Annotated in this window: 26 protein-coding genes; 12 read left to right on the top strand and 14 right to left on the bottom strand. The window is 45.3% G+C overall.

Annotation, left to right across the window (positions count from 1 at the left end; genetic code table 11):
- Positions 1-25: 25 nt before the first annotated feature.
- The gene (locus tag EXIG_RS03885; RefSeq protein ID WP_012369616.1) at positions 26-769 is read right to left on the bottom strand and encodes a DUF2705 family protein; all 744 of its coding nucleotides are present in this window, start codon (positions 767-769) and stop codon (positions 26-28) included.
- Entirely contained in the window at positions 747-1,664 is a 918-nt protein-coding gene (locus tag EXIG_RS03880; RefSeq protein ID WP_012369615.1) for an ABC transporter ATP-binding protein, read from the bottom strand. Before EXIG_RS03880 ends, EXIG_RS03885 begins: the two co-directional genes overlap by 23 nt.
- A 148-nt stretch (positions 1,665-1,812) precedes the next feature.
- On the opposite strand from EXIG_RS03880, the gene EXIG_RS03875 reads away from it, so the two are divergent.
- From EXIG_RS03875 to EXIG_RS03865, 3 genes are all read left to right on the top strand, one after another.
- Positions 1,813-2,298 (top strand): GNAT family N-acetyltransferase, encoded by a 486-nt coding sequence (locus tag EXIG_RS03875; protein ID WP_012369614.1) that lies wholly within the window; start codon positions 1,813-1,815, stop codon positions 2,296-2,298.
- A gap of 46 nt (positions 2,299-2,344) precedes the next feature.
- A complete protein-coding gene (locus tag EXIG_RS03870; RefSeq protein WP_012369613.1) occupies positions 2,345-3,943 on the top strand; it encodes a sensor domain-containing diguanylate cyclase in 1,599 nt (532 codons plus the stop codon).
- Positions 3,944-4,032: 89 nt separating this feature from the next.
- The gene (locus EXIG_RS03865) at positions 4,033-5,493 is read left to right on the top strand and encodes a sucrose-6-phosphate hydrolase (RefSeq protein ID WP_012369612.1); all 1,461 of its coding nucleotides are present in this window, start codon (positions 4,033-4,035) and stop codon (positions 5,491-5,493) included.
- 58 nt (positions 5,494-5,551) lie between these two features.
- On the opposite strand, the gene EXIG_RS03860 is transcribed toward EXIG_RS03865, so the two are convergent.
- A complete protein-coding gene (locus EXIG_RS03860; RefSeq protein ID WP_234944570.1) occupies positions 5,552-6,025 on the bottom strand; it encodes a GNAT family N-acetyltransferase in 474 nt (157 codons plus the stop codon).
- A gap of 246 nt (positions 6,026-6,271) precedes the next feature.
- On the opposite strand from EXIG_RS03860, the gene EXIG_RS03855 reads away from it, so the two are divergent.
- Positions 6,272-8,446 (top strand): ATP-dependent helicase, encoded by a 2,175-nt coding sequence (locus tag EXIG_RS03855; RefSeq protein WP_012369610.1) that lies wholly within the window; start codon positions 6,272-6,274, stop codon positions 8,444-8,446.
- A 57-nt stretch (positions 8,447-8,503) separates the two neighbouring features.
- On the opposite strand, the gene mscL is transcribed toward EXIG_RS03855, so the two are convergent.
- The 7 genes from mscL to EXIG_RS03820 form a co-directional block, all read right to left on the bottom strand.
- Positions 8,504-8,893 carry a large-conductance mechanosensitive channel protein MscL gene (gene mscL, locus EXIG_RS03850; RefSeq protein ID WP_012369609.1) on the bottom strand — a complete coding sequence of 130 codons (390 nt, stop codon included), beginning with the start codon at positions 8,891-8,893 and terminating at the stop codon, positions 8,504-8,506.
- A 20-nt stretch (positions 8,894-8,913) separates the two neighbouring features.
- The gene (locus EXIG_RS03845) at positions 8,914-9,807 is read right to left on the bottom strand and encodes a Cof-type HAD-IIB family hydrolase (protein ID WP_234944569.1); all 894 of its coding nucleotides are present in this window, start codon (positions 9,805-9,807) and stop codon (positions 8,914-8,916) included.
- 73 nt (positions 9,808-9,880) lie between these two features.
- The gene (cls, locus tag EXIG_RS03840) at positions 9,881-11,341 is read right to left on the bottom strand and encodes a cardiolipin synthase (RefSeq protein WP_012369607.1); all 1,461 of its coding nucleotides are present in this window, start codon (positions 11,339-11,341) and stop codon (positions 9,881-9,883) included.
- A gap of 136 nt (positions 11,342-11,477) precedes the next feature.
- Positions 11,478-12,902, bottom strand: coding sequence for a protoporphyrinogen oxidase (hemG, locus tag EXIG_RS03835; protein ID WP_012369606.1), 1,425 nt, complete (start codon positions 12,900-12,902; stop codon positions 11,478-11,480).
- Positions 12,892-13,824 (bottom strand): ferrochelatase, encoded by a 933-nt coding sequence (gene hemH, locus EXIG_RS03830; RefSeq protein ID WP_012369605.1) that lies wholly within the window; start codon positions 13,822-13,824, stop codon positions 12,892-12,894. Before hemH ends, hemG begins: the two co-directional genes overlap by 11 nt.
- Positions 13,821-14,867 carry a uroporphyrinogen decarboxylase gene (hemE, locus tag EXIG_RS03825; RefSeq protein WP_012369604.1) on the bottom strand — a complete coding sequence of 349 codons (1,047 nt, stop codon included), beginning with the start codon at positions 14,865-14,867 and terminating at the stop codon, positions 13,821-13,823. Before hemE ends, hemH begins: the two co-directional genes overlap by 4 nt.
- Positions 14,868-15,009: 142 nt before the next feature.
- The gene (locus EXIG_RS03820) at positions 15,010-15,312 is read right to left on the bottom strand and encodes a MerR family transcriptional regulator (RefSeq protein ID WP_012369603.1); all 303 of its coding nucleotides are present in this window, start codon (positions 15,310-15,312) and stop codon (positions 15,010-15,012) included.
- 117 nt (positions 15,313-15,429) lie between these two features.
- Between EXIG_RS03820 and EXIG_RS03815 the strand changes: the two genes are divergently transcribed.
- Positions 15,430-16,725 (top strand): ammonium transporter, encoded by a 1,296-nt coding sequence (locus EXIG_RS03815; RefSeq protein WP_012369602.1) that lies wholly within the window; start codon positions 15,430-15,432, stop codon positions 16,723-16,725.
- 63 nt (positions 16,726-16,788) lie between these two features.
- On the opposite strand, the gene EXIG_RS03810 is transcribed toward EXIG_RS03815, so the two are convergent.
- Together EXIG_RS03810 and EXIG_RS03805 are read right to left on the bottom strand one after the other, a co-directional pair.
- The gene (locus EXIG_RS03810) at positions 16,789-17,928 is read right to left on the bottom strand and encodes an ABC transporter permease (RefSeq protein WP_012369601.1); all 1,140 of its coding nucleotides are present in this window, start codon (positions 17,926-17,928) and stop codon (positions 16,789-16,791) included.
- Positions 17,925-18,665, bottom strand: coding sequence for an ABC transporter ATP-binding protein (locus tag EXIG_RS03805; protein ID WP_041261493.1), 741 nt, complete (start codon positions 18,663-18,665; stop codon positions 17,925-17,927). Before EXIG_RS03805 ends, EXIG_RS03810 begins: the two co-directional genes overlap by 4 nt.
- Before the next feature lie 331 nt (positions 18,666-18,996).
- On the opposite strand from EXIG_RS03805, the gene EXIG_RS03800 reads away from it, so the two are divergent.
- Genes EXIG_RS03800 through EXIG_RS03790 form a run of 3 tightly spaced genes read left to right on the top strand, consistent with a single transcriptional unit; the run spans position 18,997 to position 19,836 of the window.
- Positions 18,997-19,248: a GlsB/YeaQ/YmgE family stress response membrane protein gene (locus EXIG_RS03800; protein WP_012369599.1), complete on the top strand. Its 252-nt coding sequence runs from the start codon at positions 18,997-18,999 to the stop codon at positions 19,246-19,248.
- Positions 19,249-19,299: 51 nt separating this feature from the next.
- Positions 19,300-19,551 carry a GlsB/YeaQ/YmgE family stress response membrane protein gene (locus EXIG_RS03795; protein WP_012369598.1) on the top strand — a complete coding sequence of 84 codons (252 nt, stop codon included), beginning with the start codon at positions 19,300-19,302 and terminating at the stop codon, positions 19,549-19,551.
- Between the two features lie 33 nt (positions 19,552-19,584).
- Entirely contained in the window at positions 19,585-19,836 is a 252-nt protein-coding gene (locus EXIG_RS03790; RefSeq protein WP_012369597.1) for a GlsB/YeaQ/YmgE family stress response membrane protein, read from the top strand.
- A 67-nt stretch (positions 19,837-19,903) separates the two neighbouring features.
- Here the strand turns inward: EXIG_RS03790 and EXIG_RS03785 are convergent, their stop codons facing one another.
- Complete coding sequence (locus tag EXIG_RS03785) at positions 19,904-20,974, bottom strand: TcaA second domain-containing protein (protein ID WP_012369596.1); 1,071 nt, start codon at positions 20,972-20,974, stop codon at positions 19,904-19,906.
- A gap of 130 nt (positions 20,975-21,104) precedes the next feature.
- Between EXIG_RS03785 and EXIG_RS03780 the strand changes: the two genes are divergently transcribed.
- The 4 genes from EXIG_RS03780 to EXIG_RS03765 all read left to right on the top strand — a co-directional run bounded on the left by EXIG_RS03780 (position 21,105) and on the right by EXIG_RS03765 (position 23,832).
- On the top strand, positions 21,105-21,530 hold the full coding sequence (locus tag EXIG_RS03780) for an HIT family protein (RefSeq protein WP_012369595.1): 426 nt from the start codon (positions 21,105-21,107) through the stop codon (positions 21,528-21,530).
- 121 nt (positions 21,531-21,651) lie between these two features.
- Positions 21,652-21,993, top strand: a complete 342-nt coding sequence (locus tag EXIG_RS03775) for a hypothetical protein (RefSeq protein ID WP_012369594.1) — start codon at positions 21,652-21,654, stop codon at positions 21,991-21,993.
- 84 nt (positions 21,994-22,077) lie between these two features.
- The gene (locus EXIG_RS03770) at positions 22,078-22,647 is read left to right on the top strand and encodes an HTH-type transcriptional regulator Hpr (RefSeq protein ID WP_012369593.1); all 570 of its coding nucleotides are present in this window, start codon (positions 22,078-22,080) and stop codon (positions 22,645-22,647) included.
- A gap of 270 nt (positions 22,648-22,917) precedes the next feature.
- A complete protein-coding gene (locus EXIG_RS03765; RefSeq protein ID WP_012369592.1) occupies positions 22,918-23,832 on the top strand; it encodes a peptidylprolyl isomerase in 915 nt (304 codons plus the stop codon).
- A 65-nt stretch (positions 23,833-23,897) separates the two neighbouring features.
- On the opposite strand, the gene namA is transcribed toward EXIG_RS03765, so the two are convergent.
- Positions 23,898-24,920, bottom strand: coding sequence for an NADPH dehydrogenase NamA (gene namA, locus EXIG_RS03760; RefSeq protein ID WP_012369591.1), 1,023 nt, complete (start codon positions 24,918-24,920; stop codon positions 23,898-23,900).
- Positions 24,921-24,934 lie beyond the last annotated feature (14 nt).

Raw genomic sequence — 24,934 nt, 5'->3', positions numbered from 1 at the left:
AGTGGAGACAGGATTTTTTTAAAATTTAAAGATATGATTTTTTTTGGAAAATCAAGATTGATCCACCGAATAAAACCAAGATGTGCGCCAAAACGAAGATGACAGAAAACGTCAACGTCGTTCCCATCGGTTCTGCCGTTCCGTATGTCAACGCACCTTTGAAGTACATCGACCAGTCCAAATGCATTAAAACAATCCACTTCGCGATTTCCGGTTTGAAGGCGAGTAACACATTCCCGGCAATCGACGTAAAGAACTGAGCGAGTACGGTAAACCCGATAATCATTCCGACAGATCGGAAGATAAGTGAGAAGAATAACGTCATGAAAATTGTGAAAACCGGACTAACGAGCGAAAACACTGTATCACGCCACTGGATGCTGTCACCGGCTTCAGAAAATGCAAACGAAGCAGCGTACGTAATGATCGCAATAAAGATGAATTGTCCAAGCATGACTAAAATCGAGAACAACAGTTTCGAGAAATAAATCATCATCCGCGAATACGGACTCATCAAGAGATGCTTCATCGTATCGTAGCGGACTTCGTTCCCAACGGTCTCCGCCGTGAAAACAATCGTAATGATGCCAAGCAAGCCGAATAAAATCGTCGAAACCAACGTATAATATTCACTGCGCGTCATGTCAAAATCATTCATTTTTGTGATAATAACAAGTCCGACGGCGATCAGAACGTATAGCGCCAGGACGATTTTTGATTTTTTCATCGTCCACCATTTCATCCATTCATTTTGTATGAGCGAAAGCATGTGAATCCCCCTCTTTTTTCGTCACTTGCAAGAATTGTTCTTCGAGTGTCATTCGTTTCACTGTCAGTTCATGTAAATCAGCAATCGGGACGATTAATCGGGCGATGGCCGGTGTCTCGGTTTCAGGTGCCGTGATAATGATGTGATCGTTTAAGCGTTCTGCCGGATAGTTCGCAATTCGTAATGCTTCAATCACATCACGTATATTAATTTCAGGAACACGAATCATGATTTTGGCTCCCGTCTCATTCCGGACAGATTCGACTGATTTGATGACACCTTGGTCGATGATGGCATAGCGGTCACTGATCTGTTCCATTTCCCCCAACATGTGACTGGAGATTAAAATCGCAATATCCTGCTCACGGGCCATTGCCCGGAGATATTCACGCAGTTCGGCAATCCCTGCCGGATCCAGGCCGTTCGTCGGCTCATCTAAAATCAGCACCCGTGGATTATGTAACAAGGCGCGGGCAATTCCGAGACGCTGTTTCATTCCTAGTGAATATTCTCCGACTTTTTTAGACAGTTTTCCTTCAAGTCCAACGAGTTTCGCCAGTGCCTCATAATCGACCTGAGTCAAACCCGGAATCAGATTCTTTGCATGAACCAGATTTTGTTTGCCTGTCATGTATGTGTAGAAAGCCGGATTCTCAACGATTGCTCCGATTTGTGTCAAAGCTTTTGAGCGTTCATGGACGACGTCGAAGCCATTGACGGTGACCGTTCCCTCATCTTGCTCAAGTAATCCCGTTATAATTCGGATGGTCGTTGTCTTCCCGGCCCCGTTTGGTCCAAGAAATCCAAACACTTCTCCCGGTGCCACTTCAAAGCTGACATCCTTTAAAATCTGCTCTTTGCCTAGACGTTTTGATACGTGTTCGATTTTCAGCATCTTTTTTCCTCCTCTTGCTGTTCTTCTTACTTCAGTGTACGCGATATCCATTAAAAAAGTTCCTATCCTTACAATTATGTAATCCGTTTCCAGTTTGAACTTGTATACTAAAAGAGGTGTAGGACTCTAACTGACAGGAGGAAACCCGATGCCATTGCAGTTTGTTCCGGTGACAAAAAAAGATTTTCCGATCATTCAATCGATTTTTGCTGAAAATCCGCATTATGTGCAACTCGAAGACCGAATCTATCTTTTATCGGATGACGAATTAGAAGAAGAATTTTTAAATGCTGATACGATTAGTCTGCTCTGTATTGACGGTGACGATGTGCTTGCCCTCATTGATTATTTACCGGAACATCCAACCGACCACTCCACCTGGATCGGTTTATTCATCATGTCCGAACGACTTCATCGACAGGGTATCGGTTCGATGATCTATCGTATGTTTCACGAACAGTATCTACAGGATTGTCCTGTAATCCGACTGGCTGTCCTGCCTGAAAATGTATCAGGACGTCGCTATTGGGAACATCTTGATTTCCGCTTCGAACGACAGGGTGTCTCCGACTGCCATCAACCCGTCGAAGTTTTTCTCAAAATAAATTCATCAGATGATCGTATGTTAAAATAATGAGAAGCATTCTACTTATTGTATTAATTGAATTGGAGTTTATTACATGAAGAAATTTTCTATCCGTTTTGATGCCTTACTTGCTTTATTGATTGCCGGTCTTTTTTTCGTCATGACACTTTCTCTGACGTTTTTAATCAGTAATCGTGCAACAGACCGCCTAAAGGATGAGGTGGGAACAACCTTGTCCGCCACAGCTTATCAATTATCCGATAAACTCGATCACTACATGTGGTCCCGTACTGCCGAAGTCAATGTCTTACGGACTTTGCCAACGATTCGGGACGGGAAAAATCCGGCTGAAACACGGAATACGCTGGAGCAGTTGCAACAACAAATCCCTGACTTTTCCTGGATTGGTGTAATGAATCCCGATGGCCAAGTCATTGCTTCAACAGGGAAAATATTAGAGGGCCAATCAATCAAAGCACGTCCCGTCTTTCAGGAAGCTCAAAAAAAGCCATTCATCGGTGATGTACATGACGCTGTTCTACTGGCCAAACTGCTTCCTAACCCGAGCGGCGAACCGCTGCAATTCGTCGACATCAGCACACCATTGTTCACGAACGGAAAAATGACTGGTGTTCTCGCCACTCACCTCAGCTTTGAGTGGGCCAAGGAAATCGAACAAAGTTTCCAAAGCTCTACGGCGCAGATTAAAGATGTCGAATTCCTCATCGTCAGCAAACAAAACCGGACCGTTCTCCTCGGTCCGAAGCAGTGGCGCGGAAAAAATTTGCCGTCTGATTGGCTAGCCGGAAATCAAAAAGGATACCGGATCTCCAACTGGGAAAATGATCAAGAATACTTAATCGGCGTCGCCGAAAGTAAGGGCTACAAAAATTACAACGGACTCGGCTGGACGGTTCTCGTCCGCCAACCGAGCCAAATCGCCTTTTCGGACGCAAGCACTTTGAGAAACTACATCCTGATTGCCGGATTAATTGCTTCTTTGTTGACGGCCATCATCGGTTGGTTCGTAGCCAGACTGTTGACCCGCCCCTTAAAGAAAATCACACTGGCAGCAGAAGCTATGCAACATGATCGGTCCAAGTCGATTCCGGCACATACCGGGATTCGGGAGATCGAAGTCCTGTCCGTCGCCTTGCGTGAACTGACGACAAAATTAACCCATACCGAGCAAGAACGGACAACGTACGAGTCACTCGCCCTTCACGATGCTTTGACCGGTCTGCCGAACCGGAATGGTCTATCGGAATATTTGGATGGGCTGTCGCGTAAAACGCACGACCAGATTTATCTGTATCTTGATTTAGACGGCTTCAAAGCTGTCAATGACCAGTATGGTCATGCCATGGGTGATTTATTGTTAATCGAAGTCGCCGATCGTCTTCAAAAATCCTTACGTTACGAAGGTCTTGTGGCACGGCTCGGTGGCGATGAGTTTTTAATTATCTTGAACGAGCCGATTACGACAGAAGAAATCGACCGATACGGAAGAGACATCATTCATACACTTTCTTATCCTTATCTTTTGAATCAACAAACTATATTGATTGGAGCCAGTATCGGCGTCGCCATCCGTTCGGCGGAAGAATCGATCGAACAGGTGATTCACCGGGCAGATATTGCTTTGTACGATTCAAAACACCAGGGCAAAGGATGCTTGACCTTCCATTACTAAGAGACGTTATTGACAAGATCACCGCTACTCCGTAATGTGAACGCATAGAAGAAGCAATCCCCAACTACTTACAACAAGGAGCTGACAACATGAATCAGTGGACACGCGAAGCACGTTATCGCCCGCTTTCCGATCTTGCACCGGAAGTGTATCAACTCATGAAAGAAGAAGTACGGAACTCACCTTGGCGGTTTTCTTTTCACATCCAACCTCCGACCGGTTTATTGAATGATCCGAACGGATTTGTCTATCACAACGGGACGTACCACCTTTTTTATCAATGGTTCCCGCTCGGCCCCGTCCACGGATTGAAGTATTGGTACCATATGACTTCAAAGGATTTAGTGCATTGGTTCGATGAGGGGGCAGCTCTTATTCCAAACGATGATCCTGATTCACATGGTGCTTACTCCGGAAGTGGTTTCGTCAAAAACGATCAGGTTCATGTTATGTATACAGGAAACAAGCGGGACGCCGAATGGAATCGCCATACGAGTCAAATCGTCGGTCACCTTCGTTCGGACGGTCGGATTGAAAAACATCTGCCTCCTGCCATTCCAGAGGTTCCGACCGGTTATACCGAGCATTTCCGAGATCCTAAAGTATTTCAGCATCACGATACATGGTATTGCATCATCGGAGCTCAACGCGATGATTTAAGCGGATGTACGGTCATGTACCAATCGCTGGATGCGGAAAACTGGACATTCATGGGTGAACTCAACACCGGATATGATCAATTCGGTTATATGTGGGAGTGCCCCGATTATTTTGAACTCGACGGAAAAGGATTCTTATTATTCAGTCCGCAAGGGATTTCTCCCGAGAACGACCGATATCAAAACATCTTCCAATCCGGATACTTGATGGGACAGCCGCTCGCCCTACCGGAACTCACTTTCCAACATGAAGATTTTGTTGAACTGGATTTCGGATTTGATTTTTATGCGCCGCAAACAACACTGGCAGCAGACGGACGCCGGATTCTTGTCGGCTGGATGGGATTACCGGACATCTCGTATCCAAGTGACCGGTTTAACTGGGCACACGGTTTGACATTGCCCCGAGAACTGACACTCGAAAATCAGCAATTGCGCCAAAAACCGGTCCGGGAACTGATATCACTCCGTAAAGAAACGTTGTACAAACAGGAACTGGAATTGGTCGATCAACTCCTGCCTGCACAAGCAGAAATTTTCGAGCTCGAGTTGTCCCAGTTGCAACTTTCTTCTGATCAATTGGAAGTGAAGCTCCGCGTCAGTGACCAGGAACAGACGGTTCTGCGGTACGATCAACAAACGAGACGGTTTACAATGGACCGCGCGTCATCAGGTGCAGAAGTACCGGCACTCGACTACGGAACTACTCGTTCGGTCACGTTGACTGAACCATTGCATACGTTACGTGTGTTCGTCGATCGTTCGTCCGTCGAAGTCTTTCTCAATGACGGAGAAGCCGTGGCTTCCGCCCGGATTTTCCCGAAGACGACGAGCCAAGGCATCGTTCTGACCGGTGACGCGACGGCGCATTTGGCGATTTACAGCCTCTAATTTAGCTCAAGACAGAAAAACACATTCCTCACAGACAATCAACTGAGGAATGTGTTTTTTATTGCGGTGCCGTCTCTTTTTGAAGATCAAAGGCTAATATGTGTTGTTCGCCGATCGACCCCATGACAGATTGTAAGGTATCCACGTAACCTGTTTTGAAGTACAAGGATTTTGCTGCGATATTCTTTTTATTGACCGCTAACGTAATCGCCGTCACTTCCGGAAAATATTCGTTTACGAAGGCAGGAAGTTGCATCATCGCTTCTTTGGCATATCCTTGCTGTTGGTGTCTGGCATCAATCGAAAAAGCCCGCAACAGGACACTGCGTTCATCCGTCCGGTGGGTTTTCGGAGGATTTAAATGCAGGATGAAAAATCCGACGACTTCCGTTTCTTTTTTAATGACGACCGGAAACTTGTCTGGATTACTTAATGCTTCCGACACGACCTCGGTCGGAAATGTCGTAAATTGGATTTGTTCCTCCGGAAGAATAAACGCATCACATTGTTCATAGTGTTCGTTGGTATACATAAACAGCTTTACTTGAGACATACTTTTTCCGCCTTCCATTAGTCAAGGAGACACAACACTCCCCTTACATCTATTTCCATTTTACATGTTCTAGATGTTTTAGCCAATGCTTCAGGAACGTTCGTGTAAAAGATTTTATCTTTACTTATATTCCACTTCTTGTGTAGACTTAATCAATTGTCCGACTGAAAATGCTAAACTAAGAAAAGAAAATTGAGTTTATAAAGGTAAGAGGTGAATAAACCGATGTCCCCAGACTTTTTCGAGCGGATGGAGATCGAAACCGGAACCAAATTAAATGCGGTCCAGCGCCAAGCGATTGAGCACGATCAAGGTCCGCTCTTATTACTCGCTTCCCCGGGTTCAGGAAAAACGACAACATTAAATTTTAAAATTGCCTATTTGATCCTTGAGAAAAAGGTGAATCCCCGGTCCATCTTGGGATTAACTTTCAGTAAAGCCGCTGCTCATGAGATGGCAGAACGTTTTTATGACTGGTTTCATCATTTAATCGGAACAACGGCTTCTTTCTCGACCATCCACAGTTTTGCTTTCCAAGTCGTCCGTGACTATGCGTCAACACACCGCCTTCAGTATACGATCATCGAAGGCGCCATTGAAAAAACGGCAACACACCGTCCGGAGCAGCCGTTGCATAAACGGATGATTCTTCGCCGGATTTTCCAGGAAATCAACCGGAGTGTCATTACGGAAGATCAGATGGATGAATTGCTACGTATGATTTCCTTCGTGAAAAACCGCTTACTGGTTACGAAGGACATTGAAACATTAAAGACGACCATTAAACATTTTCCGGAGATTTACTCCGCTTATGAGCAATTTAAGTTGCGGGATCCGCTCCATCCACTGATGGACTTCGATGATATGCTGACATATGCCAATACGATTCTTTCGCAGGATGCGGCACTACTTGCCTCGTATCAACGCCGCTTTGAATATATTTTAACGGACGAAAGTCAGGATACTTCTTTGGTGCAGCATCAACTTGTCGAAAAACTGGCATTGCCTCACAATAACCTTTGCGTCGTCGCCGACGATGATCAAACGCTGTACAGCTGGCGCGGTGCAGATGTATCAAAAATCATCCACTTTAAGGATACGTATCCCGATGCGACTGTATTGTACATGGAACAAAACTATCGTTCCTCTAAAGAGATCGTCGAAACCGCCAATCGGTTCATTCAGCGGAATAAGGTCCGTTACCCGAAGAAGATGTATACGGAAAATCCGTCTTCCCGTGCCATCACCGTTGAAACGTTACCGGCGTACGAAGACCAAACGCGGTATGTCATTCGTCAATTACGCGAGGAAACGAATTTTAAAGAAGTAGCGATTTTATACCGCAACAACTCGTCCTCGATTAATATCATGAATGCCCTTGATCTAGCCGGTATCCCTTTTTATATCAAGGACGTCGACCATAAATTCTTTAGCCATTGGGTTTTAAAGGATGTCTTACATTTTATCGAACTGGCAAACGATCCTTCTGATGTTGAGATTTTAGCGCAAATTCATACGAAATTTGCAGGGTATATCTCAAAAGTTCAATTACAGCGTCTTTATGAACTGCAGAACGGTGAAAACGTCTTTGATCTGTTGCTTCAACATGTCGAGATGAAGTTTTATCAAAAAAAACAGTTGAAAACCATTAAATCCGTCTTCGCTGCCATACAAACCGCCCGTCCGGCTGCCGCTTTGGCAATGATTCGCAATGAACTCGGTTATGAAAAAAATCTTAAAAAAATGAGTGACAGTCTTGGATTCAGCATTGATTTTTTACTCGAGATGCTCAATACGATTGAAAATGTCGCAAGTGATCTTCCGACTTCCCTTGCCTTTAAAGAGCGGATTTTGCACCTCGAACAACTCATGCGTCAAGCGAAGTCGAACAAACATCAAAATGCTGTCACCTTATCGACTTTTCACAGTGCTAAGGGACTCGAGTTCGATCGTGTCTTTATGATCGATTTAATCAACGGTGTGCTTCCATCGTCGGATAATATTAAATCTTACAAAGACGGACAACTCGAAGAAATGGAAGAAGCCGTCCGTCTATTTTATGTCGGAATGACACGGGCACGTCATGATCTTCACCTGTTGTCTTACCGGTATAAGTCAAAACCGGTCGAGGAATCCTTATTCATCGCAAATATCCGCCAGATTCTTAATCCGGATCAAAAGGCACAAAAAGAAGCCCGTTATGCTTCACGTTTGAATGAAAAACCTGCCGGGCCACTTCTTCAAGTCGAGAAAAATATGCGGATCCGGCATACATCCTTCGGTGAGGGAACGATTGTTCATGTAATGGACGACGTTCTTGAGATTCAATTCGATAAAGGCATCGATAAGCAATTGTCCCTTCAAGTCTGTTCTGAAAATCATCTGTTAACGATTTTATAAAAAAAGGCGCACTTACCATCCGGATCATGTTCCGGAGTAAGTGCGTCTTTTGATTACTCATTTCATTCGTTCATTCTGTTGACGGACCAATGCATCACGGATTTCCGTGAGCAGTTTTTCTTCCGTCGTCGGAGCTGCGACTTCTTCTGTCGTCTCCTCTTTCCGGCGAAAAGCATTGATGCCTTTGACGAATAAAAATAACGCAAACGCAATCAAGATAAACTCGATGCTTGCTTGCAGGAATTGACCGTATAACAAATTAGCATTTCCGACCTCGACCGACAATCCTTTGACATCAATTCCACCAATGATGATACCGATCAATGGCATGAAGATGCTGTCGACCAGCGACTTGATGATACCGCTGAAAGCCGCCCCCAAGATGACCCCTACTGCCAGGTCGATGACATTTCCGCGAAATGCAAACTCTTTAAACGCTTTGAACACTGCCGGTTGCCCCTCTCATTTTACGTCCATGCCCGATCAGCCAACTGACGAATCGCATAGCCAACCCCATTTTCATTATTTGTTTTCGTCACTTGATGGGCAATCGCTTTTGCATCGTCATGACCATTCCCCATCGCAATCGCCATACCGGCCACTTTGAACATCGGAACATCATTCAAGTTGTCCCCGATGACGGCGACTTCTTCGATCGACACTCCAAGGTGCTTTGCCAGTGTTTTGACCGCTGTTCCTTTATCGGCACCAAGTGCCATGACTTCGATATTGTCATGCCCGGATGATGTCACGTATACACCCTCCACTTTTTGTTCGATTTCTTCCCAAATTTTCTTCATCAACTCTTGATCAAATGAGAAAGAAATGAATTTAAAGACTTGTTTGGTCTGGTTGCGGATGAACGAACGGAAACCGTCAATCATTTTGACATCTTCGTTGACATAATACCGGTCATGGAAAAATTCCAGGACATTTTTGGCCCGGTCGCTTTCCTGACTCATTTCTTTCAGCGAATCATAAGCGGCGTCAATCGTCGCTCCTTGCGCTGTGACCAGTCCTTTATCACAAAACATCTCGAAGAAAACTTCATACTGACTGATGATACCGTAAATTTGTTGCGCCTGTTCCGTCGTCAGTGTCGTTGCACTCAGCTCTTCGCCGTCAGCAGTCAACACACGTGCTCCGTTAGAAGCGATGATCGGACACGTAATGCCCGCCTCGTCCGTCAGTTCTTTTGCATTTAAGTAATTTCGTCCTGTCGCAATCGCAAAATCAATGCCTTGTTCTTTTGCAGCTTCAATTGCCGCAATCGTTTCCGGTTCTATTTTCTGTTTGCTGGATAACACCGTACCATCCATGTCTGAGATCAATAATTTGATTGCTTTTGCCAAAACGTTCACTCTCCTTTATCTTTTTCCATTTTACTATACCATTTTCAAGACGATATTCCTGTTCCGACCCTTTTGATGCCGCTCAAAGGATCGGAGACAACAAGCGGGAAATACTTTCTTTAAACTTAACGAACCGGGATCGTTCCGCATATTTTTCAGCGGTCAGTTGCTCACAGACAAGACAATCCGCTTCGAACAAACGGGCTAATTCTTCAGCAACATGCCGGTCGTAGACGATCGAGTTCATCTCAAAATTCAATCGGAAGCTCCGGGCATCGATATTCGTCGTTCCGACGGAGGCGATTTCCCGATCGACGACAATCGTTTTGGCATGAAGAAATCCGGGTTCATACGTATAGATTTTCGCTCCATAATCAATCAGTTCTCCGGCTGCCGCTGTCGTCGCCCAGTAAACAAACGGATGATCCGGTTTGTTCGGAATCATGATCCGGATTTCCACACCCGACAGCAATGCCATCTTACAAGCGTCCATATAACTCGTATCCGGGATGAAATAAGGTGACTGGATATAAATCGAGTATTTCGCGGATGAAATCATTTTAATCAGCAGATTTTTGAGATGTTCCGTTTTCGAATCCGGACCCGACGTCACAATCTGCATCGGCAATTCCTGTTCAATCGAGTGGGCGCCATAATAAAAAGTATTTTTAGGCGTATAGCTGTCGCTGGCCTGGTTCCAATCCAAGATGAATCGGTCCAGTTGATCGTGAACAACCTCTCCTTCCAACCGGAAATGCGTGTCGCGCCAGTAGCCGAATTTTTCATCAATTCCCAAATACTCTGTGCCGACGTTAAAGCCGCCGATATAACCAATCTTCCCATCGACGATACAGGACTTCCGGTGATTCCGGTTGTTGAGACGGAAATTGATCAAACCGATTGTCGGCGGGAAAAAGGCGTACACTTCTCCGTCATGTTTCATTAATTCCTTAAAGTCGGACCGTTTTAAATCGCGGGATCCGACCGCATCATACAGCAACCGGACTTTGATTCCCTGTTTCGCTTTGTTCGTCAAAGCGGCAATCAAGGCCTGTCCCAGTGAATCCTTTTGAATGATGTAATACTGGATGTTGATTTCGTGTTCCGCATTTACGATGTCGGTCATCATCCGATTAAATTTTTGCTCGCCGTCCGATAAAATGACGACCTCATTTTTAAAACTAAGCAACGCATCGTTCGAGACTAAATTCATCCGGATCAGTTGGTCATACCGGACGATAGCAGGATGACGCTGTTGTGTCTCATGCTTGTCGAGCTCGGTCAGTTGCAAAGCAACACGGCGTGACTGCTCTTGTTGTTCCGTTTGTTCGACGTGATAAAAATTTGTTTTTTTCAAGAGACGTCCAAAAAATAAATAAATCAGAAACCCGATCAACGGAACAAAATATAAAATCAAGACCCACGCCCACGTTGCGCCGACATCCCGCCGCTCTAAAAAAATGACGGTGATGACCGCCAATACATTAACGATAATCAAGCCGTAAGCCAATATGACGAGCATCGTACTCAACACGTCAAGCACTGGATCTCCTCCTTTGTTCTACCTGTCACCTTTTCCCACTGCAATGTATAAGGTATTCCTTATTTTCAAAGTAAATAAAACAAAAAAGTGCAGGAAACTCCTAAAAAAGATGGAGTTTCCTGCACTGGATAAGATTTTATGTTTCATTGACGGATTCATCTGTATGGGATTGTTCGAGTTCAATCGATTCAATCATTGTTTTCGCACTGGCTACACAATCCGGCAATCCGACCCCGTCATAGGCAAGACCGGCGAGATAAATGCCCGGATATTGTGCCAATACTTCTTCCCGGACACGCTGAATCCGGTCGGCATGACCGACGGTGTAAGCAGGAAGACCATCCATCAAACGGCTGATGATGACCTGCTTCGGCTCTAACGTCCGACCACAGATCTTTTCCAAGTCCTGCAGCACGGCCTGTTGCAATACCTCATCTGATTCATGAACCAGATGGTCATTACCCGGTCGTCCGACAAATGCCCGAAGGACCGTGTGATCGGGAGCCGAATGATTCCATTTTTGATCAATCGCCGTACAGGCCGTAATCGAGTACGGTGCCCGTCGATTGACGACAAAACCTGTTCCTTCAATTGGCAGCGACTGCTGTTGATCAAAAATCATTGTCACCGTTGCCGTCGAGTGGGTCGTTAACTGCTCAAGTTCCGGTAAATGAGCATCCGGTAACAGTTGAACGACTTGCGGATGCGGAATCGTCAAGAGGACATAATCGGCGTACTCTGGACCGTGGTCCGTTTTCAGCCGGTATCGTCCATCTTCACGTGAGATCGCCAGTAATGGGGTTTCGAGACGAATTTCCGAGCGTTCGAGCACCTCTTCCAACCGTTCAATCAACGATTCGAGTCCTGTTTCAAGCGATAAGAACTGTCCCGTTGCCTTAATTGTTGTCTGGGGAGTTTGTGGCAATTGATCGAGCGGACGCATCAGACGCATTCCTTCAAACAATGAGCCGGCTTTTTGTTCGTTGGCGACGAACTGCGGATAGGTCGCAAACGTACTCATCTGATCGATATTGCCGGCATAAATTCCGGACAGCAACGGTTCAATCAGTTTTTCAACTAATGCATCACCGAGCCGCGGACGCAAATATTCCCCGAGCGGAATGTCCTGTTCCGGAATCCTCAGACTGTCAGACGGATGCAACAGCAAGTCTGCGACTTCCTGTTTCTCCTCTTCTGTCAGTAACGTCGTTTGCCGAAACAAGTCAAGATCCGTCGGAATTCCCATGACCGCACCCTTAGGAATCGGATGAAGGCCACCCGTATCCAAAATGAACGCTTGGGATGTATTGTTTCGGACCAGTTTTTCACCAAGTCCGATTGCTTCAATCAAATCCGTCAAAATGTGTTTGCGGGCGACGTAAGAATCCGGTCCACGCTCAATCGTAAAACCGTCTTCCCGGTACGTCGCGACCTTCCCGCCAAGACGTTCTCCGGCTTCAAGCAATGTAATGTTCAAATCGGGAAAGGCACGTTCTGCGTAATAGGCAGCGGCAAGACCAGTAATACCACCGCCGACGATGACGAGACGTTTACTTGACATAACTGCCAACCTGTTTTGAAACAGCCTCAGTGACCGCTTTCATGAAGGCAGGATCTGCGTTCGGCATGATCGGACGTGCGTAATGAATGCCCAGTTCGTCACAGACGACTTTACACTCATAATCATTGTCGAACAGGACTTCCAAGTGATCGGCGACGAATCCGACTGGAACATAGACGAATGCTTCGTATCCTTCTGCTTCATAGACGTCACGCGTCAAGTCTTGTACATCTGGTCCGAGCCAAGGTTCTGGCGTTTGTCCGGCTGACTGCCAGCCTGTGATCATATGCTTGACACCGGCGCGGGCCGCAATCAAATCTGCTGTCTCTTTTAATTGTTCCGGGTATGGATCACCGTTCGCAATGATTTTTTCCGGTAAACTGTGGGCTGAGACGACAAGGACTGCTCTATCTTCCGGTACCGGTAACGCATCAAATGTTTTCCGGATTTCCGTGCCCCACCAGTCGATGAAAGCTTCTTCTTTGTACCATGACTCAACAGAAGCTAAATGGATACCGTGTTTGTCTGCTACTTCTTTTGCACGACCGTTGTATGAACGGATGCTGAACGTCGAGTAGTGTGGTGCCAGTACAACTGTGACCGCTTCCGTGATACCGTCTTTCGCCATTTGTTCCACGGCGTCTTCGACGAATGGTTCGATATGCTTCAGACCGAGATACAGTTTGAATTCGATTTCGCCTGCATATTTTTCAGTCAGTTGGCGGTGCAGTTCTTCCGCTTGATCAATCGTGACTTGTGCCAGTGGTGAAACACCACCGATTGCTTCATACCGCTCTGTCAGTTCAGCCAATGCTTCTGGAGACGGTTTCCGCCCACGGCGAATGTGTGTGTAATACCGTTCAATGTCTTCCGGTTTGTACGGCGTACCGTACGCCATGACGAGTAATCCTAGTGTTTTCATTTCGCTACCTCCATTTTTTCTTTCGAGTAATCATGGATATATGCAGTGAGACGTTTTAAGACTTCCGGATCCACTTCCGGGAAGATACCGTGCCCTAAGTTAAAGATAAAACCAGGGCGTTTCATGCCCATATCAAGGATTTCTTTTGTTTTGGCTTCAAGAATCTCCCATGGAGCGAGCAGATAAGATGGATCAAGATTTCCCTGCAAGGTTTTTGTCAGTCCGCGTTCACGTGCCGCGTCTACCGACAAACGCCAGTCGAGTCCGACGACATCAAGCGGAAGATCATGCCATTCTTCTGCCAAGTGACTTGCTCCGACACCAAACATAATCATCGGAACGCCTGTTTCTTTTAATTCCGTGAAAATACGTTCCATCGTCGGTTTGATGTAAAGGACATAATCGTTGCGACTCGTCGTACCGACCCACGAATCGAAGATTTGAAACGCTTGGATACCGGCATCAACTTGTGCTTTGATATAATCGATGACCATATCTCCGAGTTTCTCCATTAAAGCATGCCAGACATCAGGGTGACCATACATCAATGCTTTCGTCTTATGATAACCTTTTGACGGTCCGCCTTCGATCATATAACTTGCTAATGTAAACGGTGCTCCCGAAAAACCGATCAACGGTACTTCAAGACGTTCGCGCAATAATTTAATCGTCTCGAAAATGTAGGGAATATCTTCTTTTTTAAAGGTTTGGAGCGCTTGAACATCATCCATTGTCCGGATTGGATTAGCAATGACAGGACCGATGCCGCTTTTGATCTCGACGTCGACACCCATTGAAGGCAACGGCGTCATAATATCTTTATAAAGGATTGCTGCGTCGACTCCCAACTGTTTGACCGGCAGTTCTGTCACATAGGCGCACAACTCAGGATCATGTGTAATCTCAAAAAGTGTCCGTGTCTTCTTGATTTCACGATACTCGGCTTGATACCGACCTGCTTGCCGCATATACCAGACCGGTACATGGCTTACTTCTTCGCCACGAATGGCCCGCAAAAATGTATCATTAAAGTTTTTCATCATAACTACCCCTTTTACTCGTTCTAACGCCCCAAAATAACGCACGATAAGTTTGTGAACACAGAAACATTATATCTGAAATTCAGAACGGTGTGCCAATAAATCGTTTACAAAATTACAGTTCTGTTACCCGTTCATCAAATGTTCACCGTTTCTTGTAGAGTCCGAAGGCCGCATTCAACTGTCCACGAATTAAATCCGAACGTTGTTGTTCTGTTACTTTTCGTTCCTTTTCACGGATTTCGTGTGTCCGCCACCCGTCTTCAATCTTTTCTGCGACTTCTACTAGTCGCTCGATATCTGTAAAGGAATACTTTCGGGTTTTTCCGTTCGTCCGCTCCGGAAAAATCAATTTCCGTTCTTCGTAGTAACGAATTTGCCGTTCCGATAAACCGGTCAATTCGCAGACAATCCCAATCGTCATCACCTTCTTCTCCCGGTAGTTCATCTTCGTCACTCCTTTCCTTCAAAATACCATGTCAGATTTTCTGACACAAGACGTTTCTTGGAAAGGATTTCCGTCTAAAGTAAACACATACTTTAAATTGATAAAGGAGGAACGACGATGAAATTAGAAGAAATGTTAGTTTCGGTCGATACGTTTTATGTCTTATTCGCTACTTTATTAGTCTTTACGATGCAGATTGGATTTTTATTACTCGAAACAGGCATGTTACGGGCGAAGAATGCCGGACACGTTGCGGTTAAACAATTAATCAGTTTTTCCGTTGCAGCTCTTGCCTTTTGGGCAATCGGCTTCGGACTGACGTTCGGAGACGGACCCGGTTTGATTGGGACCGAAGGATTTTTCCTTCATGGCGGATTTTCAAGCCTTGACTGGTCAAATGTAACCATCGATGTCAAATTCCTCTTCCAGTTATCCTTTGTCGCAGTATCCCTTGCGATCGCTTGGGGCGGTTTTGCGGAACGGGCAAAATTGTCCGTTTACCTATTATTCGGAACATTCTTCGTCGCTGTCATCTATCCGATTATCGCCCGTTCCGTTTGGGCAGGCGGTTTCCTCGGTTCCCTCGGGATGCAGGATTTTGCCGGATCGACGGTCGTCCACTTACAAGGTGGAATCGCTGCTCTCGTCGCTGCTTTAATCTTGAAAAAACGGATTGGAGCAGAAAAAACACCGTTACTTGGTCATAACGTCATCTATTCCGTCGTCGGTGCGTTTATCCTTTGGTTATGTTGGTTTGGATTCAATGCCGGCTCGACGTTAACGATTGCTGACGGATTCTTCAGTTATGTCGCCTTGACGACTTTACTTGCGACCGCTGCCGGTGCGCTTGGTGCACTCGCCATTTCCTTCTGGCACCGTCGGGTCGCAGATATCCCGTCAATCATCAACGGCGTCCTGGCTGCTCTCGTCGCCATCACAGCCGCTTGTGCTTTCGTCGAACCGTGGGGAGCCGTCGTAATCGGTTTCCTGGCCGGAGTCATCACGTACGCAACAAGTATCCTGCTCGCTCGTCGCGTTGATGATCCGTTGTGTGCGTTCTCGGTTCATGGTGTTGCCGGGATTTGGGGCACACTCGCTACCGGATTCTTCGCTTCACCGAGACTCGTTGAAATTACAGGCATCGGACAAGCCGGATTATTTTACGGCGGCGGTTTTACACAACTTGGGGTGCAAGCACTCGGCGTCGTCTTTGCCGTCGTCGTCGTCAGCGTCCTAAGTTATGTCTTCCTCAAGTTACTCGATGTAACAATCGGTCTCCGGATTACACGTGAAGATGAACTCCGTGGACTGGACGTTGCCGAGCATGGACAAGCTTCTTACGACCTCCCTGCACCGGTCAGCAAAGAGTCGCATCCTACGTATGAAGAAGAATCGACTGAAAAGGTCAACTGAATTTCACCGTCAAACACCCCTTCGCCGTGACGGCGAAGGGGTGTTTTGTCTTTGATTCTACGGTTACTTTTTCCTCGCGTAATATTCCGCGATGACGAGTGCTAAAACAGCGCCTGCGATAACAGTCGGAAAACCGCTGATCCCATACCCGATTCCCGTTAAAACCATCACTTGTAAAAATGAAGTGGTTCGAAGGACTTTCCGTTTTGATGCCGTTGCGTCTCCAAACGGCAATAGGCGGGTCAACAGATGGGAATCGATGGCCCGGGTGAATGGCGCCAATTGAAAGCTGGTCAATCCACTGAAGGCGGGTAAGGCAAGCACCACTAACCATTCATTGTCTTTACCAAGCCACATAAAGACGGCGCCGATCAGTGTCAAACGAACGATTAAACCGATTCCATCCGTACTTCGAATGAATTGTTTCATGTACAGGTAATCAAACGTCCGGTTCCGGTCAAATCCGATTTTTTCGACGAGATGACTCAACAGTCGTCGCCGTTTGTATGTCGTCGACAGGCGTGGTACATCAACAAACCAGTTTGCAATCCGGTAAAAGCGATCCCGCGATTCCTGTTCCAGCGCAATCCACTCCATCAACGGTAGCTGATCCTGTTTCTTCAAATGAAGCGTCAACAACAGAAGACCCGTAACCACGATGCTGAATGAACCCATTCCGAGCATAACAAGAATTCCGGCACCGGTTGCGTATAAGAGGACCAGTCGATGACCGACTCCTTCAAGTTTTGATAAATTGGCAGCCGCACCGATCATGCTTAAGGCGACAAACAGAATGAATAATCCGATGGGTGAAGTCTCTTCTGTCCGCACATATAATACAGAAACCGCGAGAAACGGGATCACTGCCCGGATCATACCAAACAGAGCGTTATATACCCGGATTCGCTTCATATACCCTGCAAGGTGCGGCAGACTCGGAAGCAGGAAGACTTGGTCCGCCTCGGTCAAAAACGTCCGTGTCGAGCGGTAAAACGCCAACAAGATGAACAGGCTGCCCATGACCAGATTTCCCGGAAACGATGGATCGAGCTGATCCAAAAATCGACCGTACACGACAAGACCGTATAAGACGACGAAATAGACCGTAAACAGCAATCCGCCGTTCGCCATATACCGGGTATACTTCGTCATCTCCGCCATGGCAGCCTGGTATCGTGTACGCCATAAAACAGAACTTGTCATCGTTCTGCCTCCTCGATGGCAGCGACGTAAATGTCATCAAGGGAACCGTCCATCAAATCGTAGCGATTTCGAAGATCTTCCGTCGTTCCCTCCGCTGCAATCCGTCCTTCATGCAACAAGATGAACCGATTGCAATGACGTTCTGCCGTCTCTAAAATATGTGTCGACATCAAGATTCCTTTTCCGTCCGCTTTCAATTCACTGAAAATCGTCAACAGTTCCCGAATTGCAAGTGGATCGAGTCCAACAAACGGTTCATCGACGATCAGTAGCTCACTGCCTGTCACCAGGGCGCAGAGGATCATCGCCTTTTGTTTCATCCCTTTGGAAAAAACACTCGGAAACCATTCCAGCTGTTTGGTCATCCGAAGCCGTTCTGCGTAATGATTCATTTGTTCTTGCGCCTGCTTCTCCTCGACGGCATATCCTTGCGCCATCAAACGCAAATGTTCGCGTAAAGTCAATTGTTCATATAACATCGGCTGTTCCGGAATATAAGCGACTTGTTTCCGGTATGTTTGTTCATCCTGTTCTAAACTGACTCCGTTGATCAGAACTTCTCCTGACTTGACCGGTAACAAACCGAGGATATGTTTAATCGTCGTCGATTTACCGGCACCGTTTAAACCGATTAATCCAACAAGTTCTCCTCGATTTACCGATATATTAATGTCATGGAGAACTTTCTTTGCTCCATATCCTCCAGATAAATCATTTATTTTTAACAACACACTCATCGACTCCCTTCATTAACCATCCTAGACAATTCATTCTCACTTTTCTAGTTTGAGTCATTTTTTTATGAAGAAAAGGTTTGAATACATCTTTTTACGGTAATTACTCTAAGTGTAATCGTTACATCAATATATGAAAACGACTTACAAAAATTGAAAGTAGCATTTTAAATACGAGTTTCGTTAAGAGGTAACTGGTATAATCGTCTAGCCATTTTAATTTTAATGTTTTTACCTCACTGGTTGAAATGATTATTTAAAGGCTTTCATCTTTCAATGTGTTTACAACTGCCTGAAAACAGGTAAATCTAAAGTAAGAAAAGGAGGGTTCCAAATGGGATTCTTATGGGCTTTAATCGTCGGTGGATTAATCGGTTGGGTAGCTAGTCTCATCATCGGGAAAGACGTACCAGGCGGCATCATCGGTAACATCGTTGCCGGGTTTGTCGGAGCAATGATCGGTCAAGCAATCTTCGGTTCAATGGGACCGGATATCGCTGGTTTCGCAATCATTCCAGCTATCTTAGGTGCTATCATCTTAATCTTCATCGTGTCATTGATTCTTCGTTCAGTACGTCGTAAATGATTTATTGAGATAATGATCAGTACGTAAATTTTATTAAAGGAGTGTTTTTAAATGGGATTCTTATGGGCTTTAATCGTCGGTGGATTAATCGGTTGGATCGCTAGTCTAATTATTGGTAAAGATGTACCAGGAGGTATCATCGGTAACATTATCGCAGGTTTTGTTGGTTCAATGATCGGACAAGCTATTTTCGGTTCAATGGGACCTACTATCGGCGGATTTGCAATCATTCCAGCTATCTTAGGTGCAATCATCTTAATCTTCATCGTATCGTTGATTCTTCGTTCAGTACGTCGCAAATAATCTAAACTACTAAAACTAAAAGGAGTGTTTTAAATGGGATTCTTATGGGCTTTAATCGTTGGTGGTATTATTGGTTGGTTAGCAAGTCTTATTCTCGGTAAAGATGTACCAGGTGGAGTTATCGGTAATATCATCGCAGGTTTTGTCGGTTCAATGATCGGACAAGCTCTTTTCGGAAGTTGGGGACCGTCAGTTGCCGGTTTCGCAATCGTACCAGCTATCCTTGGTGCCATCATCTTAATCTTAATCGTATCGTTCATCCTTCGTGCGGTGAACAAACGATAATCTAATGTACAGCAAAAACCACGGGAGATATAAAATCCCCGTGGTTTTTTATATGGGTTGCACTTTTTTAATCACGCAACTCGAGCCACATTTTACCGGATCGTTCAATCACCCGTTTTTCCGACTTGATATTCAGCCATCCGAGCAAGTCGTCAAAAAAGCTTGATGGATATTTCCAGACCGTCCCGATGGTTTCAGTGGATTTAGACTCCGGCTTGCCGGCGACGGCTTCCAGTTCAGATGTTGTTTTATTCAAATCAATTAAGATACTGCTCACTTCCTGATTCTCGTACGCTACTTCAAACCCGTCATAGATCGCCTTATTGGCAATCCGGTTCGTCGGAGGGCCAAATGATTTTTCCACTTCCGATTGACTTTTACCGAGATAAGCCGTCATCTGTTCCACGGTTTTACCGGTTCTTGCCTTCACTTCTGCTTCGAGTAACTTTTCGATATCGACACCGTATTGTTCCTTTTGATCCGGCGCAACTTGTTGCGCCAGTTGAAATACTACCGTCGTTTTTCTCTGATCCCCCAACTGAACCGTTTCGCTTGCTTGTCCCGTCTTTCCGTTCGCTTCCACGCGCGCCGACACATCATACTCGCCCGGAAAACGTTCGATGATTAACGGAGTTTGTTGATTCGCCTTCCCCGCCGGTGCATCATCAACTGAGATGGATGCCGTTTCCGTATCCACTTTCACTTCCAATGTCTGTTTGTTTAAATGAAGCGTATACGTATCAAACCAAAATCGTCCGGGCTGTTTTTTGAGCAGGAACAGATCCTGTTTTGCTATTTTCCCGATTTTTTCCGGATAATTTTTTTGATCCGACTTAATTTCAGCCAACGTTCGTTCCAGGCGCTCCGGATCCGCCTTAAACCATGTCATGAGCTGATTCGTTTCTGCCAGCTTTAACGGTTTACTGTTAAGGTACACGAGCTGCTGAAACGTTTCCTTGTCTTGTTCCTGCAAGGCCTTTTGAAATACTTTGTCGGTCTGTTGCCGTTCGGCGGCCGGTTTGATTTGACTCCAGCCAATCCAAGCAATCAGACAAACGAGTACGATGATCCCTATGATGAGTCCGATCCGCTGATTTCGTTTTTTCTTTTTTTCATATACAGTGATGCGAGACGGCATCTTTGTTTCCCCTACTTTCATGTTTTAGGATTTCCTTTAGTTTAGAAACCCTTCATATCCTTGTCAATCGCCCGCAAGACTGAGTTGGTCGAGTATACTGAAGCTATATCTATCTAAAGGAGTGAGTCTATTGCAAAAAGAAAACTGTATTTTCTGTAAGATTGCCAATCATGAAATCCCGAGTCATAAGGTTTTTGAAAACGAAGAAGTGTTGGCTTTTCTTGATCTCTCACAAGTAACGAAAGGTCATACGCTTGTCATTCCAAAACAACATGCCGATAACATTTACGATTTATCATCAGAAAGTGCACAGGCTGTTTTTGCGACCGTTCCGGAAATCAGTCGGGCTATCCAACAGGAGACCGGTGCTGCCGGAATGAACCTTTTATCAAATACCGGAAAGGTTGCCGGGCAGTCCGTTTCCCATTTCCACCTCCATCTCATCCCGCGCCACGATAAACATGACGGATTTGGTGCCAAATGGGAAGTACACAATGAAGAATATACGGCGGATGAGTTAGCAACGATTGCCGAATCCATCAAAAATCGTCTTTGATACCTCAAAAACAGTCCGATTACTGACTCATTTTAAAAATATTGCCGAAATAGGTTTCTAATATCGAATTTTCGGTAAAATAATATGAAACAAATATTTTAGTATCGAAAGGAGGTAAACTATGTCGAAGCGTCCCCATCGTAACTGGGTCGCTTTTGGTGCTACGCTGTCGCTTGTGACTTTTTACGGTTTGAAGGCGCTTCGCCAAGGTACTAAAAGTGACTCTTCGAATGGTAAACAACGTCGAAATTCTTATTCTACAATCGTAACGAGTATGCAGGATTTAACGCAGGAGGGAAAGAATCTAATAGAGACAGCCAAACTTTCTGGTACGGCTTTTAAAGAGGAAGTTATAAAAGACGTCTCTCAGTACCAATCAGAGGTTCAAGAATCACTCGCTCGTCTTCAAAAGTTTGCTGATGAGGCAAAACAAGACGTCGATCATCTCACTCCCCAACAATAACGGTCCGCTGCTTCGATTTGTTTTTGTATAGTTTGCATTTTGCGCGTTTGAGCCATTGTCACCTTTCGAAAGGATGAGTCAGATATGGAACACGAAAAATTATATCCTGGACAAGAAGCACTGTTATACAGTCATAAAATTGTCCAATTAAGCAAAGCACTATGGAAAACGGTAGAAAAAGATTGGCAAAATTGGATTAAACCATTTGATTTAAATATTAATGAACATCATATTTTGTGGATTTCTCATGCACTGGGTGGTGCTTCGATTTCTGAAATCGCAAAATACGGTGTCATGCACGTCTCGACTGCATTCAACTTCTCTAAAAAATTAGAAGACCGTGGACTTTTGACGTTTTCAAAAAAAGAGACGGATAAACGAAATACCTATGTTCAACTGACACCGGAAGGCGAAAGTCTCCTACTTGAGACGATTCAAGCATTCCGTCCGGAAGAAAACGGAGTTTTCCGTGCTTCCCTACCTCTGCAGGAGCTGTACGGGAAATTCCCAGAGCTGACGGACATCTCAGCCATCGTTCGTCGCCTTTACGGTGACAGCTTCATGGACATCTTTGCCGAGACATCGAAAATGATTACGGAAGAAGCGGACCGCCGTCCGCAAGACCCTGTCATCGATTCCATCAAAAAAGCATGACCTTTGAATGAATTCAGGAAGTTAACGTTCTAAGCCTTGAGGCCTAGGACGTTTTTTCTGTCTTTATGCACATGACGTTCCCTTTACCATTCTGTCTCAAAACGTTGCGGCACCTCACAATTTCCCACAAAAATAGTCCTCTCCTCCTGTACTTGATGTGATAGCATAGTGTAAGAGCAGATCACTTTCGATTTTGCGGAAAGCTGTCAAGATAACGAAGATATGATATGATAGAACGGTTGAAATAAATGGTAAATTAGGGGTGTATGTATGAAAAAGAAACTTTTAAGTGTAGCAGCAGTGGCAAGCGTATTCACATTAGCAGCATGTGGTTCAAATGACGAAGCTGTCATCAACTACAAAGGCGGAGAAGTCAATAAAGCGGACGTCCAAGATGAGGCGTACCAAAAAGCAGGCGCACAAATTGCTTTCCAACAAACGATGAACAAATTGCTTGAAAAAGAATACGGTAAAAAAGTAACGGATAAAGAAGTAGAAGCTGAAGTCAAGAAAACAAAAGATCAGTTCCCGGATAAAGAACAGTTCAATACGACTCTTCAAACAGCCGGTATCAAGAACGAAAAAGAATTTGAAAAAGTTCTTCGGACACAAATGCTCCTAAAAGAAGCGAAATCAGCAAAATCAAAAGTAACGGATAAAGAAATCGAAGACCGCTTCAACCAGGAAAAAGTGGAAGTAAAAGCGAGCCACATTCTTGTTGAAAAAGAATCCGAAGCAAAAGCAATCAAGAAACAACTTGATGAAGGCGGCGATTTTGCTAAAATCGCTAAAGCGAAATCAACAGATACGGGTAGCGCAACAAAAGGTGGAGATCTCGGATACTTCACAAAAGGTAAAATGGTCGAGGAATTCGAAAATTATGCGTTCAAGGATGGCGTTGAAGGTAAAATTTCTGACCCGATCAAAACACAGTTCGGATACCACATCATTAAAGTGACAGACCGTAAAGAGAAAAAAGACTTTACGCTCGAAAAAGAATCCGATCGAATCAAAAAAGCCTTAGCTGAAGAAAAATCAGCTCAAGTCAATCCAAACGATATCTACCGTTCATTGATGAAAAAGTATGATGTTAAAGTCGAAAACAAAGACTTCAAAGATGCTTTTGACCTTGATAAACAAGAGCAGCAACAAATGCAACAACAGATGCAACAGCAACAACAATAAGCGTAAAAATCCCTGCTTCCATCATGGAAGGCAGGGATTTTTTTTAGCTCTGATTCCTATTCTTTTTACCGAATCGGAGCCCGTTCATATTGCTTTGGTAAACTGACCTCATCCTTAAGTTCCGCTGCCGCATGATAAACCCAATACGGTTGACGCAGAAGTTCACGTGCAAGCAGGATGACGTCCGCCCGTTCGCTGCGGATGATTTCTTCCGCGAGCGTTGCCGTCGTAATCAATCCTACCGCCCCTGTCTTGATGCCGGTTGCCTGTTTGATTTCCGCTGCATACGGTACTTGGTAGCCGGGATAAACTTCCGGAACGGCATTGGCAACAACGGCTCCTGAACTGCAGTCCAGCAAGTCGATGTTCCGCTTTAACAATTCCTCGGCCAGCGGGATATAATCCGCCGCCGTCATTCCACCCGGTGCATGGTCTGCTGCCGAAATCCGGACCCATAATGACAGATCTGACTTCTCTTGAATGGCGTCAATGATTTCAAGCAAGAAGCGCATCCGGTTTTCCATCGATCCACCGTACTGATCCTGACGTTTGTTGGATAACGGGGACAAAAAGGTATTGATCAGATAGCCGTGTGCTCCGTGCAATTCGATGAAATCATAGCCCGCCTGTTCAACGCGAAGTGCCGCCTCGACGAATTGTTGTTTGATGACATCAATTTCTTCCACTGTCAATTCATGCGGATGATCATATGAATCATCGAATCCGATTGCTGATGGTGCGACAGGCGGTTTAGCCGTTGTGCTTTTCCGTCCGGCATGCGCCAGTTGGATTCCCGCTTTTGCACCGGCCGCTTTTACTTGATCGGCAATGCGGCGAAGTCCGTCAATATGATCATCCGACCAGACGCCTAAATCACCGGCTGAGATTCGACCGTCCGGTGTGACAGCTGTTGCCTCTAAGATGACACCACCGACGCCACCGACTGCACGTGAGGCGTAATGCGTGACGTGCCAATTGGTTACGAGTCCATCTTCTTTTGCACTATACATACACATCGGTGCCATGATGACACGATTCCGGAACTGAAGTCCCCCGATTTGGATTGCTTCGAATAGTTTGGTTTTCATGAATTCCACTCCTC

The organism is Exiguobacterium artemiae 255-15, from assembly GCF_000019905.1.
Classification (GTDB): domain Bacteria; phylum Bacillota; class Bacilli; order Exiguobacteriales; family Exiguobacteriaceae; genus Exiguobacterium_A; species Exiguobacterium_A artemiae.
Note: the sequence above shows the minus strand (reverse complement) of the source record. Positions and strands in the feature narration are given on the sequence as shown.